Origin of the sequence: Rhizobium sp. PRIMUS64, from assembly GCF_023006465.1 — a bacterium.
Lineage (GTDB): Bacteria > Pseudomonadota > Alphaproteobacteria > Rhizobiales > Rhizobiaceae > Rhizobium > Rhizobium leguminosarum.
On the sequence record NZ_JALBGX010000142.1, the window covers coordinates 1 to 16,601 of the forward strand.

Annotated in this window: 15 protein-coding genes; 6 read left to right on the forward strand and 9 right to left on the reverse strand. The window is 61.8% G+C overall.

The window, feature by feature from the left end:
- From MOV76_RS32995 to MOV76_RS33020, 6 genes are all read right to left on the reverse strand, one after another.
- On the reverse strand, positions 1 to 918 hold a 918-nt coding region (locus MOV76_RS32995; RefSeq protein WP_247266091.1), incomplete at its 3' end, for an ATP-binding protein.
- 208 nt (positions 919 to 1,126) lie between these two features.
- Entirely contained in the window at positions 1,127 to 2,302 is a 1,176-nt protein-coding gene (locus MOV76_RS33000; protein WP_168331559.1) for an MFS transporter, read from the reverse strand.
- A 97-nt stretch (positions 2,303 to 2,399) separates the two neighbouring features.
- Entirely contained in the window at positions 2,400 to 3,203 is an 804-nt protein-coding gene (gene murI / locus MOV76_RS33005; RefSeq protein WP_018242211.1) for a glutamate racemase, read from the reverse strand.
- Positions 3,184 to 4,014: an RNA methyltransferase gene (locus MOV76_RS33010; RefSeq protein WP_018242212.1), complete on the reverse strand. Its 831-nt coding sequence runs from the start codon at positions 4,012 to 4,014 to the stop codon at positions 3,184 to 3,186. Before MOV76_RS33010 ends, murI begins: the two co-directional genes overlap by 20 nt.
- A 4-nt stretch (positions 4,015 to 4,018) precedes the next feature.
- The gene (locus tag MOV76_RS33015) at positions 4,019 to 6,052 is read right to left on the reverse strand and encodes an FUSC family protein (protein WP_166480226.1); all 2,034 of its coding nucleotides are present in this window, start codon (positions 6,050 to 6,052) and stop codon (positions 4,019 to 4,021) included.
- A gap of 103 nt (positions 6,053 to 6,155) precedes the next feature.
- Positions 6,156 to 6,704: a hypothetical protein gene (locus MOV76_RS33020; RefSeq protein WP_026230492.1), complete on the reverse strand. Its 549-nt coding sequence runs from the start codon at positions 6,702 to 6,704 to the stop codon at positions 6,156 to 6,158.
- A 186-nt stretch (positions 6,705 to 6,890) separates the two neighbouring features.
- Between MOV76_RS33020 and MOV76_RS33025 the strand changes: the two genes are divergently transcribed.
- The 3 genes from MOV76_RS33025 to MOV76_RS33035 all read left to right on the forward strand — a co-directional run bounded on the left by MOV76_RS33025 (position 6,891) and on the right by MOV76_RS33035 (position 9,334).
- Positions 6,891 to 8,102, forward strand: coding sequence for an NADP-dependent isocitrate dehydrogenase (locus tag MOV76_RS33025; RefSeq protein WP_018242215.1), 1,212 nt, complete (start codon positions 6,891 to 6,893; stop codon positions 8,100 to 8,102).
- Positions 8,103 to 8,173: 71 nt separating this feature from the next.
- A complete protein-coding gene (locus tag MOV76_RS33030; RefSeq protein ID WP_018242216.1) occupies positions 8,174 to 8,620 on the forward strand; it encodes a GNAT family N-acetyltransferase in 447 nt (148 codons plus the stop codon).
- Positions 8,621 to 8,707: 87 nt separating this feature from the next.
- Positions 8,708 to 9,334 (forward strand): glutathione S-transferase family protein, encoded by a 627-nt coding sequence (locus MOV76_RS33035; RefSeq protein ID WP_247266092.1) that lies wholly within the window; start codon positions 8,708 to 8,710, stop codon positions 9,332 to 9,334.
- 39 nt (positions 9,335 to 9,373) lie between these two features.
- Here the strand turns inward: MOV76_RS33035 and MOV76_RS33040 are convergent, their stop codons facing one another.
- On the reverse strand, positions 9,374 to 10,225 hold the full coding sequence (locus MOV76_RS33040) for a GyrI-like domain-containing protein (protein ID WP_130716484.1): 852 nt from the start codon (positions 10,223 to 10,225) through the stop codon (positions 9,374 to 9,376).
- A gap of 128 nt (positions 10,226 to 10,353) precedes the next feature.
- Here MOV76_RS33040 and MOV76_RS33045 point away from each other — a divergent pair, with 128 nt between their 5' ends.
- Positions 10,354 to 10,986: a LysE family translocator gene (locus MOV76_RS33045; RefSeq protein WP_112903324.1), complete on the forward strand. Its 633-nt coding sequence runs from the start codon at positions 10,354 to 10,356 to the stop codon at positions 10,984 to 10,986.
- A gap of 94 nt (positions 10,987 to 11,080) precedes the next feature.
- Here MOV76_RS33045 and alaS read toward each other — a convergent pair whose 3' ends face one another.
- Positions 11,081 to 13,735 carry an alanine--tRNA ligase gene (alaS, locus tag MOV76_RS33050; protein ID WP_247266093.1) on the reverse strand — a complete coding sequence of 885 codons (2,655 nt, stop codon included), beginning with the start codon at positions 13,733 to 13,735 and terminating at the stop codon, positions 11,081 to 11,083.
- A 154-nt stretch (positions 13,736 to 13,889) separates the two neighbouring features.
- On the reverse strand, positions 13,890 to 14,984 hold the full coding sequence (gene recA, locus MOV76_RS33055) for a recombinase RecA (protein ID WP_003540131.1): 1,095 nt from the start codon (positions 14,982 to 14,984) through the stop codon (positions 13,890 to 13,892).
- A gap of 229 nt (positions 14,985 to 15,213) precedes the next feature.
- Here recA and MOV76_RS33060 point away from each other — a divergent pair, with 229 nt between their 5' ends.
- On the forward strand, positions 15,214 to 16,158 hold the full coding sequence (locus MOV76_RS33060) for a carbohydrate kinase family protein (RefSeq protein WP_018445185.1): 945 nt from the start codon (positions 15,214 to 15,216) through the stop codon (positions 16,156 to 16,158).
- An 84-nt stretch (positions 16,159 to 16,242) separates the two neighbouring features.
- Positions 16,243 to 16,601: pseudouridine-5'-phosphate glycosidase (locus MOV76_RS33065; protein WP_247266094.1), on the forward strand; the 359-nt coding region annotated here is incomplete at its 3' end.

Below are 16,601 nucleotides of genomic sequence, written 5' to 3' on the forward strand. Positions count from 1 at the left end.
CTCGGCCAGAATGTCGGTCGTCGGCCGCGGCGTCGGCGCGGCGCGGCGCACGGGCGGGCGCTGGAATTCCTCCGGATCGGGCGTGAAGATCAAGTCCTCGACATCTTGAGGCGCATCCGGCAGCGGCATCAGCTTCGGGCTGGAAGAGCGCGCCGAGGTCTCCACGGCGCCGATCTGGATCGGCAGCGGCCGGCGTGACAGTGCCGGTCCGAGAGCGACGAAATTGCCGCGCTTCAGGTCGCGGAACATCTCGGCCTGGCGCCGGTCCATGCCGAGCAGGTCGGCAGCGCGCGCCATGTCGATATCGAGGAAGGTGCGGCCCATCAGGAAGTTCGAGGCCTCGGCGGCGACGTTCTTGGCGAGCTTGGCAAGCCGCTGTGTCGCGATTACGCCGGCAAGGCCGCGCTTGCGGCCCCGACACATCAGGTTGGTCATCGCGCCGAGCGACATCTTGCGCGCATCCTCCGAGACATCGCCGCCAACCGACGGCGCAAACATCTGCGCCTCGTCGACCACGACGAGAACCGGATACCAGTACTCGCGATCGGCATCGAACATGCCGTTGAGGAAAGCGGCGGCAGCACGCATCTGGTCTTCGAGGTCGAGGCCTTCGAGCGTCAGCACGCAGGAAACGCGATGCTGGCGGATGCGGTTGGCAATGCCGGCCAACTCCGCCTCTGTGCGCTCACCGTCAACGACGACGTGGCCGAACCTGTCGCTGAGCGTGACGAAATCACCCTCGGGATCTATGATGACCTGCTGCACCCATTGCGCCGATTGCTCGAGCAGGCGGCGCAGCAGATGCGACTTGCCCGATCCGGAATTGCCCTGCACGAGCAGACGGGTCGCCAGCAGCTCCTCGATATCGAGCGTCGCCGGGCTGCCGGACGCCAATCCCATATCGATGCCAACCTGCACGTCCCATTCCCCTTACAAATTCCCGGCCCGTCTGTAGCAGATTCGCAGGCACTGTTGTCGTCAAACCTTCAAGAACCCACAGGGAAACCCAGCCCTATAGCTCGGCCCGAAAATCGGAATCGATTTTCGGAAAGCCTGCAGCGCAGATTCAAGAAGATAGTGCGCCTTGCGTCCAAATAGACGCACAGCGCTCTAGGAAAATAAGGCTTCACACCGCCTCGCGCTCGACGAGGTCGCCCGCCATGTCCTTCTGCGTCGGAATCAGCAAACGTGTGCAGAGCAGGCTGACGAAAAGCGGTACCAGCAAGACCGCAAGCCCCGCGCGCAAGCCCAGGAGTTCGCCGAGAAAGCCGATGATCGGCGGCCCGATGAGAAAACCGGTCAGGGCTGCGAAGGAGAGCGTCGCAACGCTTGAAGCGGGCGGGCGGTCAGTCAGCGAAGCAACGGCCGTCACCGCAAGCGGAAACCCGACCGAGACACCGACACCAACTGCGGCAAAGCCGAGTAGCGCAAGCGGCGTCGCCGGTGCAAGGAGAACGACGAGCATGCCGGCAAGCGAGGCGATGCCGCAGCCACGGGCAACGGCAATCGCGCCGAAACGGCCTTTCATGTAATCACCGCCGAAGCGCCCCGCCGCAACCATGAAAGCGAAAACCGAATAACCGAGGCCGGTTTGCGCGCCTTCTGCATTCATGACATCGCGGAGGTAGACCGCCGACCAATCGGCCATCGCACCTTCGGTCATCGTCACGCCGAAGACGAAGGCGCAGATCCCGAGCAGAGCGAGACTGGGCAGCTTGAAGCCGGTCATTGCCTGCGAATTCTCCGCATGGTGACTTTCCGGCAATTTCGGCAGGCGCAGGCTGGCAATCAGCGCAGCCGGCAGGATGACGAGCGCCGTGATCAGAATCGACCAGTGCGGCGAAAGCCCGATGGCTATGGCACCAACGCCGATCAGGCTGCCGGCCATGATGCCAAAGCTCCAGAAGCCGTGGCAGCGGCTCATGATGATCAGCCCCGTCGCCTTCTCCGTCACATCGGCCTCGACATTCATGCCGAGTTCCACCGTCGAAAGCGCGACCCCAACGACAATCAAGGCGAAGAATAGAAGCATGGCGCTGGGCGCGAAGGCTGGAAGCGAAACCACGGCAAGAAAGAAGATGAAACCATAGATGATCGCCATGCGCCCACCGATGCGCGAGACGAGGCGGCCGGCAAACGGCAGGGTGATCAGCGTGCCGATCGGCAATCCCAGAAGTGCGACCGCGAGATCGGCGGTGCCGAGTTCAAGCTTCGCCTGAATATCAGGAATGCGCGGTAACCAGGCGCCAAAAGCTATCGGCTGCAGAAAAAAGATCAGCATGACAAGTCTTTGCAGCGGCACGGCGCATCCCTTTTAAGTCTTGAGCGGTAAACACCCGCCCGCGATTCCCCGCGGAGATCTTGCGCGATGAGATCAGTGAAATAAAGCGTGCAGTGCCTTATCGCGTGCTGAGACCAAAACCCTGCATCAGTCGGCGCGTCGCAAAGTCGGGATTGCCGGATGTAAAGGCGGCAAAGTCGAAATTATCGGGGTGAACGGCATCGGCGATCTGCGGAACGAGTGTGCGCGCCCGCCGGGCAATGGCTTCTGCCGGATCCAGCCAGTCCACCGGCCAAGGCGCCAGTCTGCGGAATAGATTGGCCATGAAGGGATAGTGCGTGCAGGCAAGCACGACGATATCGGTCCTCTGACTGTCCTTCTCGACGAAGCATTGGTGGATTTCGGCAAGCACGGCGTCGTCGGAGACGGCGTCACCGCGTATATAGGCCTCTGCCATGCGCGCAAGGTTCTCCGAGCCGACGAGGCGGACATGGCATTGCTGGGCGAAGGACTGGATGAGATCGCGTGTATAGGCCCGCTTGACCGTACCCGGCGTCGCGAGCACCGAGACCAGGCCGGAGCGCGTGCGCTCCGCCGCCGGCTTGATCGCCGGCACGGTGCCGACGAAGGTCATCTGAGGAAAGGCAGCGCGGAGATCGGCGCCAACCAGCGTGAAGGCGGTGTTGCAGGCGATGATGCAGACCTCGGGATCGTGTTGTTCGAGCAGCCGGCCGAAAAGCCCGATGATCCGTTCCTTCAGCGCCTGCTCCTCCCAGCCGCCATAGGGAAAGCCGGCGTCGTCGGCGACATAGATGAAGCCGCGTTCCGGCATCAGCACGCGCGCTTCGCGCAAGACGGTCAGGCCGCCGATGCCGGAATCGAAGACGAGGACGGGTTTCAGCTCATGCGTCGGCGCTGTCATCTGGCGGTGTTTCCTTGGTCGCGGTCGGGAACCTGCCGCCGCGCGGGCTCTTGCGCGAGAAGCGGTCGAGAGAGGAGATGACGCCGCGCAACACGCTGATTTCCTGCTCCGTGAAGGCCCGGCGGGATAGAACAGCGCGCAGATTGTCGACCATTTTCGGCTTTTTCCCGGCAGGATGGAAATAACCGCGCGCATCGAGCGCCTCTTCCAGCTGGTCGAACAGGCCGAACAGCTGATCCTTGGTCGAAGGTGTCTGCCCCATTGCCTGAAAAGGCACGGCGCCGAGATCCTCCATGCCGGATTTCATCCATTCATAGGACATCAGCAGCACCGCCTGGGCGATGTTCAGCGAGGCAAAGGCCGGATTGACCGGAAAGGTGACGATCTCGTCGGCAAGCGCCACCTCCTCGTTGGTCAGCCCCCAACGCTCACGCCCGAAGAGGATGCCGGTGCCCTCACCGGCGCGGAACCTCGCCCGGAGCGTCTCGGCGGCGATAACGGGAGAGCGCACCGGCTTATAGCCGTCGCGCTCGCGCGCGGTCGTCGCATAGACAAAATTAAGATCGGCGACCGCCTGTTCCAGCGTGTCGTAGACCTTGGTCGCCTCGATGACGTGGTCAGCCTTGGAGGCAGTCGCCAGGGCTTTCTCGTTCGGCCAGCCGTCGCGCGGATTGACGAGGCGGAGTTCTGCAAGGCCGAAATTCGCCATGGCGCGCGCCACCATGCCGATATTCTCGCCCATCTGCGGCTCGACCAGAATAATGGCCGGGCCTTCGGCCAGAAGTTGACGCTCGCTGTTCGTGCCTGCCATGGTCCTATCCCTGTTTCGAGCGCGCAATAGCCTCGCCTGCTGCAAACGGCAAGACGTCTGCGTCAGGATAAAGCCTTACCAGCGCCGAACCGATCATTTCGAGCCCGAGTCTCGCGCCCTCGCGCGACAGCGGCAGGTGCCGGCCTGTTGTCCGCGATGCCTTGCGCTGAATGAGGAAACAGGTCGAGCCGCGCGGCGCTGCATTGTCGATCAGCGCCATATCCGCCGCGATCAGCGTCTTCAGATTGTCGTCGGCGGCCGGCGCGTCATAACTCTTCGCCAGGATACGCGCCCAATAGGTGCAAGAGAGGAAGATCGCCAGCGTCTGGCGGATCTGGCCTGGGCGCGTCACCACCGACCAGGACGAGCCAAGCGGGCGCGCCGCCACCGTTACGTCGCGGTAGCAGGCATCGATCGTCTGCGACAGCGCCATCAACTCGAAACCGCTTTTGCCCTCGCCGATCCCGGCAAGCAGGTCGCGCAGCGCCTGGAACCAGTGCGCGAGTGCAGTATCGAGCGCGCCGCGCGTGCGCGTGGGGAAAACGACGAAGGCGACCGCCGTTCCGGCCGCCGCCCCGATCATGGTCTCCCCGATGCGCAGCTTCAACAGATCGAGCGTCAGCACGCCGGTCATCCCGTAGACCAGGCAGAGCACGATCGAGATGAAGAAGGTCATCGTCGCATAGGAAACTTGCAGGAAATAGAAGGCGAGGAAGATGCAGATGGCGGCGACCGGAATGGCGATATCAGGCTCGCCCGAAATCATCGTTGCCAGCACGAGGCCGATGGCGATGCCGAATACCGTGCCGAGTGAGCGCGATAGGGCCCTCATCGCCGTATCGCCGCGCGAATTGGTATTGGTGAATACGAGGAAGGAGGCGAGCACCGCCCAGAACCAGCGCTCGCGCGACAGCAGCAGACCGAAACCCATGGCGATCGCCGAGGCGAGCGTGATCTGTAGCGCCAAGCGCAGCAGCGGATTGGCGAACGAAAAGTCGATAGGCTGAGGTTGCGCCGTATCCATGACGGCGTCAATGCCGGAGAAACCGGAGGCCTGCCCCTCGCCGATCGCCTGCGTCAGTTCCTGCCGGGCCTTACCGAGCCAGAGAAGCGCACGCACGGTCTCGCCCTGCGGCTGGTCCTTGATGGTTTCGGCCATTTCCTCATATCTTCCAAGTTCCACCGCATCCGCCTCGATCACGGCATGCACGAGCGCAAAGGGCGGCGGACTCTGGAAGCTCAGCACGATCGCGCTCTCGGCAGCAAGATGCGCATCGAAGAGCCGGATCGCCAGCTCGGCGGCGGGATCAGCGGTGGCATCGAAAACCCCGCCGGGCGGGCGCGGAATAAAGGTCTCCGCCATCAGCACCACTTCCTTCAGCCGGTCTTCCAGCTGGCGCAGCTCCTGCCGGTCGGCTTCGCCGATCTCAGCGCCGCCGGCAAGGGCGGCGAGCTTGAAGAGGATCTGGTTGATCCGGCCGCGCACGCTTTCGAGCGAGCGCAGCAGGTCCCGTCGCCAGTCGTCCGGCAGCAGCACTGCTCTCACCAGATGGCCGACGAGCACCGAGACGACGGGGCCGATCGCCACATCAGGCAGCTCGGCAAGGGAAGGCCGGAAATAAGACCCCATGAAATAAGAGGTGAAGGCGAACATGCCGATCGCAAAACCGCGCGGCCCGAACACGCGGCCCGCCGATGCGAGCGCGATCACCACCAGGAAGACGAGATCGGAGAGAAAACGCTGATCTTCGAGGCCCGCCGCGATGGCGACGACACCAAGGCTTGCGACGCAACCGAAGAGCCGCGTCACCAGCTGGCGCGTATTGCCCTTGTCGCGAACCGCCACCCCGCCCTCGATCGACAGCACGATACCAAGACCGAAGGCGGCCGTCGGCAAAGGCAGAATGAACATCTGGATGGCGAGAAGGACTAAAAACGAGAAAACGATCGTCAGCGTTACACGCGAGGCCATGCGCAGACGCGAAAGCGCCGGATCGTTGGCAAGCAGCCAGTCGCGGAACTGAAAACCGGAAAACAAATGCGAGAGCCCCTCATGCCGCCCAGGGATCAACAGATACCGCCGCAACAGCGGAAATCAAACTGCCCGAAATCGAATCTCGATGCTCTCGAATGTCGCGCGCCTATTGGCCCTTGGCAATCAGCGCCATGGTCGTCTTCAGGGAATCGCGCGCCTGCGTTTCGATATTCTCGGTGACGATATCGTCGATGACGGGCTTACCACCTTCCTCGACCACTTCGAAACGAACGGTCGTATAGTCCTTGGCATCGGGCGCATCCGAGCAGGCGGATTTCCTGAAGCGCACCGTCACCTCGGCCACGCCGTCGACCACAGGCGCTGCCGCCATCGTCAGATCCTCCAGCGGGCACGCATCCTGGCCGTTGACGATGACATCGTAGTCGAAGGGCGATATGCCGTCGTCGTCGATGGCGGGAAACTGCGCCGCCGCCTGGTATTTCGCGACGAAATCGCGGCTGTAGAGATGGTCGAGCCGGCCCGCATCGAAGATGTCGGTCCAGTCGCTGTTGTTGTCGGCCCAGTTGCTCCTTGTCGCCTCCATGATCTCCTTCACGGGAGCGGTAATGTCGGCGGCATCACCGATGCCGCCGACAGCGTGGCTGATGCCTGAAAAGGCCATAAGGCTTGCGATAACAACGGCGATTGTCTTCATGGTCGAATGTCCGGAGCGGCAGATCGCGGCGGACACTAGCTAAATTTCAGCGCTTGGCAATGGCGGCAAAAACGCATTGTCGAACCCCTTGCAGCTTTGCGTTCCCGGTTCACAATGCTATAGCGCTCCGGATCATATCACCCACCCGGGACCCCGTCCCCATTCAAGCTCGAACGAGGCAGATACATGAACAAGATCAAGGTCGCCAATCCCGTCGCCGATCTCGACGGCGATGAAATGACGCGCATCATCTGGCAGCTCATCAAGGATAAGCTGATCCATCCGTATCTTGACCTCGACATCGACTATTTCGACCTCTCCGTCGAAAACCGCGACGCCACCAACGACCAGGTCACCGTCGATGCCGCCAACGCCATCAAGAAGTACGGCGTCGGCATAAAGTGCGCGACGATCACGCCGGATGAAGCTCGCGTCAAGGAATTCAACCTCAAGGAAATGTGGAAGAGCCCGAACGGCACGATCCGCAACATTCTCGGCGGCGTCATCTTCCGCGAGCCGATCATCTGCAAGAACGTGCCGCGCCTGGTTCCCGGCTGGACCAAGCCGATCGTCGTCGGCCGCCACGCCTTCGGCGACCAGTACCGCGCCACCGATTTCAAGTTCCCCGGCAAGGGCAAGCTGACGATCAAGTTCGTCGGCGAGGACGGCACCGTTATCGAGAAGGAAGTCTTCAACGCACCGGGCGCCGGCGTCGCCATGGCCATGTACAACCTCGACGAGTCGATCCGCGAATTCGCTCGCGCCTCTATGATGTACGGCCTGATGCGCAAGTGGCCGGTCTATCTGTCGACCAAGAACACCATCCTCAAGGCCTATGACGGCCGCTTCAAGGATATCTTCGAAGAAGTCTACGAGACCGAATTCAAGGATCAGTTCAAGGAAGCCGGCATCACCTACGAACACCGCCTGATCGACGACATGGTCGCCTCGGCGCTCAAGTGGTCCGGCGGCTACGTCTGGGCCTGCAAGAACTACGACGGCGACGTCCAGTCCGACACCGTCGCCCAAGGCTTCGGCTCGCTCGGCTTGATGACCTCGGTTCTGCTGACGCCCGACGGCAAGACGGTCGAAGCCGAAGCCGCTCACGGCACGGTCACCCGTCACTACCGCCAGCATCAGAAGGGCCAGGAAACCTCGACGAACTCAATCGCCTCGATCTTCGCCTGGACCCGCGGCCTGGCGCACCGCGCCAAGCTCGACGACAATGCCGAGCTCGCCCGCTTCGCCTCGACGCTCGAAAAAGTCTGCGTCGACACTGTCGAATCCGGTTTCATGACCAAGGACCTGGCGCTGCTGATCGGCCCCGACCAGCCGTGGCTCTCGACCACCGCCTTCCTCGACAAGATCGACCAGAACCTGCAGAAGGCCATGGCGTAAGCCCGCCTTTCCAAGATAACATCGAAGCGGCGGGGATTTCCCCGCCGTTTTCATTTTGGGAGAATGAACCGATGACGGTCATCCTGCGGCCGCTTGAAGCCTCGGACCGCGCCGCTTGGGAGCCCCTGTGGGAGGCCTATCAGCGCTTCTACGAAGTGGTCATCCCGCCTGAAACCACGGACCTCACCTGGACTCGCTTCCACGATCCTGAAGAACCGATGCACGCGCTCGGTGCCTTTGACGACGATGGCCGTCTCGTCGGTATCGTCCATGCCATCTTTCACCGTTCCTGCTGGCTGCCGCAATGGACCTGCTATCTGCAGGATCTCTATGTCGATAACAGCCAGCGCGGGCTCGGCACCGGTGCCGCTTTGATCGAGGCCGTCGCCGACCTCGCCCGCGCAAACGGCGCAGGCAGGCTCTATTGGATGACGCACGAAACGAATGCAACGGCGCGGCGGCTCTACGACAGGATCGCTGAGCGCTCGGGTTTTATCCAGTACCGCAAGGCGCTTTAAGGCCTGGGGTTGCACAAAGGCCCGGCCGCACTATTGATTCCGGGGAACGGCAAGGCCGTAGAATAACGGGAACACGAGGAGGATGTCATGACTGAAGAACTGGTATTCTATACGAACCCCATGTCGCGCGGCCGCATCGCGCGCTGGATGCTGGAGGAGATCGGCCAACCCTACCGCACCGAATACCTGACCTTCGGCGAAACCATGAAGGCGCCCGAATATCTCGCAGTCAATCCGATGGGCAAGGTGCCGGCGATCCGCCACGGCGATACTATCGTCACCGAATGCGCGGCGATCTGCGCCTATCTGGCCGAAACCTTTCCTGAGAAGGCGCTGGCGCCGAGGCCGGAGGAGCGCGCCCGCTATTACCGCTGGATGTTCTTTGCCGCCGGTCCTCTCGAATCGGCGGTGACGATGAAGGCTCTCGGCTTCGAAATTCCGAAGGAACGCCTGCGCATGGCCGGCTGCGGCGACTTCGGCGACGTTATGAACGCGCTTGAGAAAGCCGTCTCCGGTTCGACCTATGTCGCCGGCGAGCGCTTCACGGCCGCCGACGTCTATGTCGGCTCCCATATCGCCTGGGGCCTCGGCTTCGGATCGATCGAGAAGCGCCAGGCTTTCATCGACTATTTCGGCCGCATCAAAGAGCGTGAAGCCTATAAACGGGCGAACGCTCTTGATGACGAAGCAATAAAGACGATGCAGGCCGCGTAGGTACCAGGGCGCGGTAGATCCGCTGCCACATCGACGGCCTCAGACGAGCGGCATGTGAATATCCGTCAGAAGCTCGTTCGGCGGCAGGTCGCGGGGATTGTTGAGATACTCCTCGAACATGACCCTGTCCTTCAACTGCCGGCCGGATTTCGGCAGCCATTCGGCAAACAGCCACTGATAGGACTTGGGCATATTGGCATAGGGACCCTTGTGGCGTAGCACCGCATAATCGCCACCGTCGATCACGCGCCGCTCGAACGGCGCATCGGCCGGCACGTCGGAAGCGCCGGTGACGCAGGCGATCGAGCGCAGCTTTTCCTCCGGCACAAGATCGGGATCGTCGAGATAGACGCCGATCATCCGCATGTCGGGCTTGGCGAGGCCGCGGGCGTAAAGCGTGCCGAACAGCATCTCGAAGGCCTTGTCGATCTGCATGTAGGAACCGGTATGGGCAACGCCGATCAGCTCGATCGGCGCGATCTGGCGTATGGTAACGTCTAACATGACTTTGGTCTTTCCGTCAGGTGAGGGCTCATAGGCTGTGTGGCTTCCCTCTTTCCGGTAGCGGGCTGGCGGCATGCCGTAGACCGATTTGAAAATACGATTGAAGGATTGGAGATTGGGATAGCCTGATCGCTTCGCAATTTCACTGACGGCAAGTTCCGTGCGGACGATCTCGCCCGCCGCGTGATGCAGCCTGAGCCGCTTGACGGTTGCCGCCAGCGTCTCGCCGTAGATCGCCCGGTAGATCCTGTGCCAGTGGTAGCTCGACATGCAGGCGATTTCGGCAAGGCGCTCCATATCCAGCTCCTCATCCAAGTGGTCGTGAATATAGGCCGAAACCCGTCTCAGACGGTTTTCATAAAGTGCCCATGCCGTTTCGCCATTCATGTCGGAACCTCGTGCAAATCGATCGGCTTGAGAGAACCATAACCCGATTTGACAAATCCTGCGGACTTGAACCTTCGGCGAATCCTGCGTAGACCGGAATTCCGGCTCGAACCCAAAAGGAATGATAGATGCCGGATTTTTCAACATTAATGCTCTTTGCCGCCGCAGCGCTGGTGCTGACAGCCACGCCCGGCCCCGACATGCTGCTGATCGCCTCCCGCAGTATCGGCCAGGGACGCGCTGCCGGTTTCCTGACCTATGCCGGCATCGCGCTCGGCACCTATTGCCACGCCCTTGCCGCAGCATTCGGGCTGTCACAGCTCTTCATGACCGTGCCTGCCGCCTATGAAACAGTGCGCTGGGCAGGCTGTTGCTATCTTCTCTATCTCGCCTACAAGACGGTCCGCTCGGAAGGCGCCGCCTTTCAGCCGGCATCGACGCTGAAGCGGCTGTCTGGCCGGCGTATCTTCTTTGCAGGCCTTGCCACCAATCTGCTCAATCCGAAGATGGCGCTCTTCGTCATGGCGCTCTTTCCGCAATTCGTGAATGCGTCAGCCGGATCGCTGACGATGCAGATGCTGATACTTGCAAGCGTCCTGAACGGTATCGGCCTCGTCGTGAATGGCGCCGTGATTTTCCTCGGAAGCACGATCCGTTCGAGACTTCAATCGGCGAGCCGTTTCCCGAAGTTGCCGCAATATATCCTGGCAACGGTCTTCACCGGGCTCGCCTGTCGCCTTGCGTTGCAGCCGCGAAACTGAACATCGAGGGACCACCGTCGTTGAAAACAAAACCGGCTGCGAAATCCGTGATCTCGCAGCCGGTTTGAATTTCAAACTGTTGTCAGGCTGCAGTTCAGCCGGCAAGTGCCACGGCAACCGCCTCGATCGCTTCATCGGCTTTCGATCCGTCGGGGCCGCCGGCCTGCGCCATGTCGGGGCGGCCGCCGCCGCCCTTGCCGCCGAGGGCGGCAGATGCGATGCGGACGAGATCGACGGCGCTGTAACGCTGCACGAGATCCGGTGTCACCGCCACGACAGCACTTGCCTTGCCGTCGTCGGACACGCCGACCAGGGCAACGACGCCGGAACCGATGCTGGTCTTGCCATCATCGGCAAGCCCCTTCAAATCCTTGGGATCGACGCCCGAAATCGCCTTGCCGAGGAACTTGACGCCGGCCACTTCGCGCACGGCATCGACCGAGCCGCCCTGCCCGCCGGCCATGGCGAGTTTGCGCTTGGCGTCAGCCAATTCCTTTTCGAGCTTGCGGCGCTCGTCCATCAGCGCTTCGACACGCGACAGCACTTCGCCCGGCTGCACCTTCAGCGAGGCGGCAAGCGTCTTCACGCGCTCGTCCTGTTCGGCCAGATATTCGCGCGCCGATTCGCCGGTGACGGCCTCGATACGGCGAACGCCGGCGCCGACGGCACTTTCGCCGAGAACGCGGATCAGCCCGATCTGGCCAGTGGCCCCGACATGCGTGCCGCCGCAGAGTTCGATCGAATAAGGCTTGCCGGCCTTGGCGCCACGCACGCCCTCGCCCATCGCCACGACGCGGACTTCATCGCCGTATTTCTCGCCGAACAGCGCCATCGCGCCTTCGGCGATCGCATCGTCGACGCTCATCAGCCTCGTGGTAACCGGCGAATTCTGCAGCACGATCTCGTTCGCCATATCCTCGACGATCTTCAGTTCCTCGGCCGACATCGGCTTCGGATGCGAGACGTCGAAACGCAGGCGCTCGGGCGCGACCAGCGAACCCTTTTGCGCCACATGGGTGCCGAGCACCTCGCGCAAAGCCTCGTGCAGCAGGTGGGTCGCAGAGTGGTTGGCGCGCAGCCGCGAACGGCGGGCATGATCGACCGTCAGCACGACCGCATCGCCGTCCTTGACCACGCCGTCGATGACAGTGCCCTGATGCACGAACAGGCCTTCGCCTCTCTTCTGCGTATCTGAAATCTCGATCTTGGCGTGGTCGGACGAGATCACGCCGGTATCGCCCATCTGGCCGCCGGATTCGCCGTAGAACGGCGTCTGGCTGACGACGATCTGCACCTTGTCGCCGGCCTTGGCCTCGGTCGAAACCGCGCCCTCTTTGACGATCGCCTGCACGACGCCTTCGGCCGTTTCGGTGTCGTAGCCCAGGAATTCGGTCGCACCGTGTTTTTCCCTAAGCTCAAACCAGACGGTTTCCGTCGCCTTCTCGCCGGAACCGGCCCAGTGCGAGCGGGCTTCGGCCTTCTGGCGCTGCATCGCATCGGTGAAGCCGGAGATGTCCACGCCGATCTCACGGGCACGCAGTGCATCCTGTGTCAGATCGAGCGGGAAGCCGTAGGTGTCGTAGAGCTTGAAGGCGGTCTCACCATCCAGCATATCGCCCTTGGAAAGATCCGTCGTCGCGTCCGACAGAAGCGACAGGCCGCGTTCCAGCGTCTTGCGGAATCGGTTTTCCTCCAGCTTCAGCGTTTCCGAGATCAGCGCTTCGGCGCGCACCAGTTCCGGATAGGCGCGGCCCATCTGCTGCACCAGCGTCGGCAGCAGCTTGTAGACCAGCGGTTCCTTGGCGCCGAGCAGCTGTGCATGGCGCATGGCGCGGCGCATGATGCGGCGCAGCACATAACCGCGGCCCTCATTCGACGGAAGCACGCCGTCGGCGATCAGGAAGGCCGAGGAGCGCAGGTGGTCGGCGATGACGCGGTGGCTGGCGCTGCCTTCCGCCTTGACGCCCATCGTGTCCTCGATGGTGCCGATCAGCGTGCGGAAGAGATCGGTGTCGAACACGCTCTGAACGCCCTGCAGAATGCAGGCCATGCGCTCCAGCCCCATGCCGGTATCGATCGACGGGCGGGGCAGCGGGTTGCGAACGCCGGGTTCGGTCTGCTCGAACTGCATGAAGACGAGGTTCCAGAATTCAAGGAACCGGTCGCCATCTTCCTCCGGTGAGCCCGGAGGGCCGCCCCAAACATTCTCACCCTGGTCGATGAAGATTTCCGAGCACGGGCCGCAGGGGCCGGTATCGCCCATCTGCCAGAAATTGTCAGAGGTCGGGATGCGGATGATCTTGTCGTCGGAAAAGCCGGCGATCTTCTTCCACAGCGTCGCAGCTTCTTCATCCTCGGAATAGACGGTCACCAGCAGGCGGTTTTTAGGAAGGTCGAAGCCTTCGGTGACGAGCTTCCAGGCAAGCTCGATCGCATTCTCCTTGAAATAGTCGCCGAAGGAGAAGTTGCCGAGCATCTCGAAGAAGGTCAGGTGGCGTGCAGTATAGCCGACATTGTCGAGGTCGTTGTGCTTGCCGCCGGCCCGCACGCATTTCTGCGAAGTCGTCGCCGTCGAATAGGGACGCTTTTCGAGGCCGGTGAAGACGTTCTTGAATTGCACCATGCCGGCATTGGTGAACATCAGCGTCGGGTCGTTGCGCGGCACGAGCGGGCTCGACGGAACGATCTCATGGCCGTTCTTCTTGAAATAGTCGAGGAAGGTCGACCGGATATCGTTCACACCGCTCATGCTATGCCCTTCAATGCTGCCGGAGGCAGGTAAATTTAAATTCATCGGCTTTTAACGTTCGCCCCCGCCACTGTCCAGCAGACAAACAAAACCGGCCGCATTCTCATCAGGAATGCGGCCGGTTGGAACTGTCCGATGAGTTTAAGCGCGAAAATTACATTTCCGCAGTGGCATCGCCATCGCCGTCATCCGGGTCCGGTCCGCCATTCTGCAGGAAGCGGTCGGCGATCAGGCCGGCATTCTGGCGCAGCGACAGTTCGATCTCGCGGGCGAGATCCGGATTGTCCCGCAGGAAAGTCTTGGCGTTTTCACGGCCCTGGCCGAGACGCTGGCTGTTATAGGAGAACCAGGCACCCGACTTTTCGACGATGCCGGCCTTGACGCCGAGATCGACCAGTTCGCCGGTCTTGGAGACACCCTCGCCATACATGATATCGAACTCGACCTGCTTGAAGGGCGGCGCCATCTTGTTCTTGACGACCTTGACGCGGGTCTGGTTGCCGATCACCTCTTCGCGCTCCTTGACCGCCCCGATGCGGCGGATGTCGAGGCGCACGGAAGCATAGAACTTCAGCGCATTGCCGCCCGTCGTCGTTTCCGGCGAACCGAACATGACGCCGATCTTCATGCGGATCTGGTTGATGAAGATAACCATGGTGTTCGATTTGGAGATCGAAGCGGTGAGCTTGCGCAGCGCCTGGCTCATCAGTCGTGCCTGCAGGCCGGGAAGGCTGTCGCCCATTTCGCCTTCGATTTCGGCGCGCGGCGTCAGTGCGGCGACCGAGTCGACGACGAGAACGTCAACGGCGCCGGAGCGCACCAGCGTATCGGTGATTTCGAGCGCCTGCTCGCCGGTATCGGGCTGCGAGATCAGAAGATTCTGCAGGTCGACGCCAAGCTTGCGGGCATAGACGGGATCGAGCGCATGTTCGGCATCGACGAAGGCGCAGATGCCGCCCTTCTTCTGCGCTTCGGCAATCGTCTGCAGTGCAAGCGTCGTCTTACCGGAGCTTTCCGGCCCGTAGATCTCGATGATGCGGCCCCTCGGCAGGCCACCAACGCCGAGTGCAATATCGAGGCCAAGCGAGCCGGTCGAGATCGTCTCGATCTCGACAACATTCTCGTTGGAGCCGAGTTTCATGATCGAGCCCTTGCCGAACGACCGCTCTATCTGTGAGAGTGCCGCTTCAAGCGCCTTGCTTTTGTCCACCGATTTGTCCTCTACCAGCCGCAATGAATTCTGAGACATCCGATCCACCTTTAGGTTATTGAAGCCGCTCAAGCAATGTCGAGTTTGTACCCTATTTGTTCCATTCTCGCAATAGGCGATCAAATAGTTGAAAGAAAAAGGTAAAACGACACGTGTTCTGCATTTGTTTTATCAATGAAAAGCAACGACTTAGGCCAAAAGTGCCGACTCGGCCGCGGCAGGGCGCACCGTATCGATTCGTCCTTCGGGCATCGGGAGAGCGGATCGGATGAAGAAAAAGATTCTTGTTCTCGGCGGTGCGCATATCGACCGGCGTGGCCGAATCTCGGGCGAGACGGCGCCTGGCGCCAGCAATCCCGGCACCTGGTTCGAGGAGCCGGGCGGCGGCGGCTTCAATGCGGCGCGCAACCTCGCAAGGCTCGGTTTTCAGGTGACGATGATCTCGCCGCGCGGCGGCGATCCGATGGGCGAGACGGTTGGAGAAGCTGCCGATTTCGCCGGCATCGACGACCGGCCTTTCGTCTTCCTCGACCGCAAGACGCCGAGCTACACGGCGATCATCGAGAAGGACGGCAATCTGGTGATCGCCCTTGCCGACATGGATCTCTACCGCTTCTTCGTGCCGCGGCGTCTCTCCATCCGCTGGGTGCGGGAGGCCTTCGCCGCCCATGATTTCATCCTCTTTGACGCCAACCTGCCGGAAGAGACGATCGCGGCGATCGTCGCAAAGGCGCATGCGCTCGCGAAGCCCGTTGCGGCAATCGCCATCTCGCCGGCCAAGGTCGTCAGGCTGAAACCCTGCATCGGGGATATTGATTACCTGTTCCTGAATGAGGCTGAAGCTGCCGCCCTTGCCGGTGAGCGGCCGGAAGAGGCTGCCGGCTGGCCGCCGTTGCTGAATGAGATCGGCATCAGGAACGCCGTCGTCACCCGCGGCCGGCGCGAGCTCGTCGCGCTTTGCGATGGCCGCGCCGTGACGTTGCAGCCGCCGATCGCCGACACCGTCGCCGATGTTACGGGTGCCGGCGATTCTCTTGCGGCCGGCACACTCGCCGCCTTGATATCAGGCTTGCCGCTCGAAGAAGCCATCCGCCACGGCACCGCGGCCGCCACACTGACCGTGCAATCGCGGCACGCCGTCAACGAAAATCTGACGCCCGAGCTGTTGAATGAGGCGCTTGCCCTTGTTCCCCAGATCAGAATTCTGCATTGAAGCAGCCAATTAAATAGTTGAACATGATGCCGAAAACCGCTCGCACTTTTCAGCATCATGCTCTGTCGATCACAGGACCAGACCATGACTAAGCCCATCTCCCCTCTTTTACCGATCGCCTATTCGAAGGAAGTCGCCAGCGCCAAGCAGCGCGGCGCGCCTGTGGTGGCGCTGGAATCGACCATCATCACCCACGGCATGCCCTATCCCGGCAATATCGAGATGGCCCGTAGCGTCGAGGCGATCATCCGCGAACAGGGTGCGGTGCCGGCAACGATCGCCGTCATTCACGGCACGCTGCATATCGGTCTTGAAGCCGCGGAATTGGAGCAACTCGCCAAGGCGACCGAAGTGATGAAGGTGTCGCGCGCCGATCTCGCCTTCGCCATCGCTGAGCGCCGCACCGGCGCTACCACCGTCGCGGCGACGAGGATCGCGGCGGC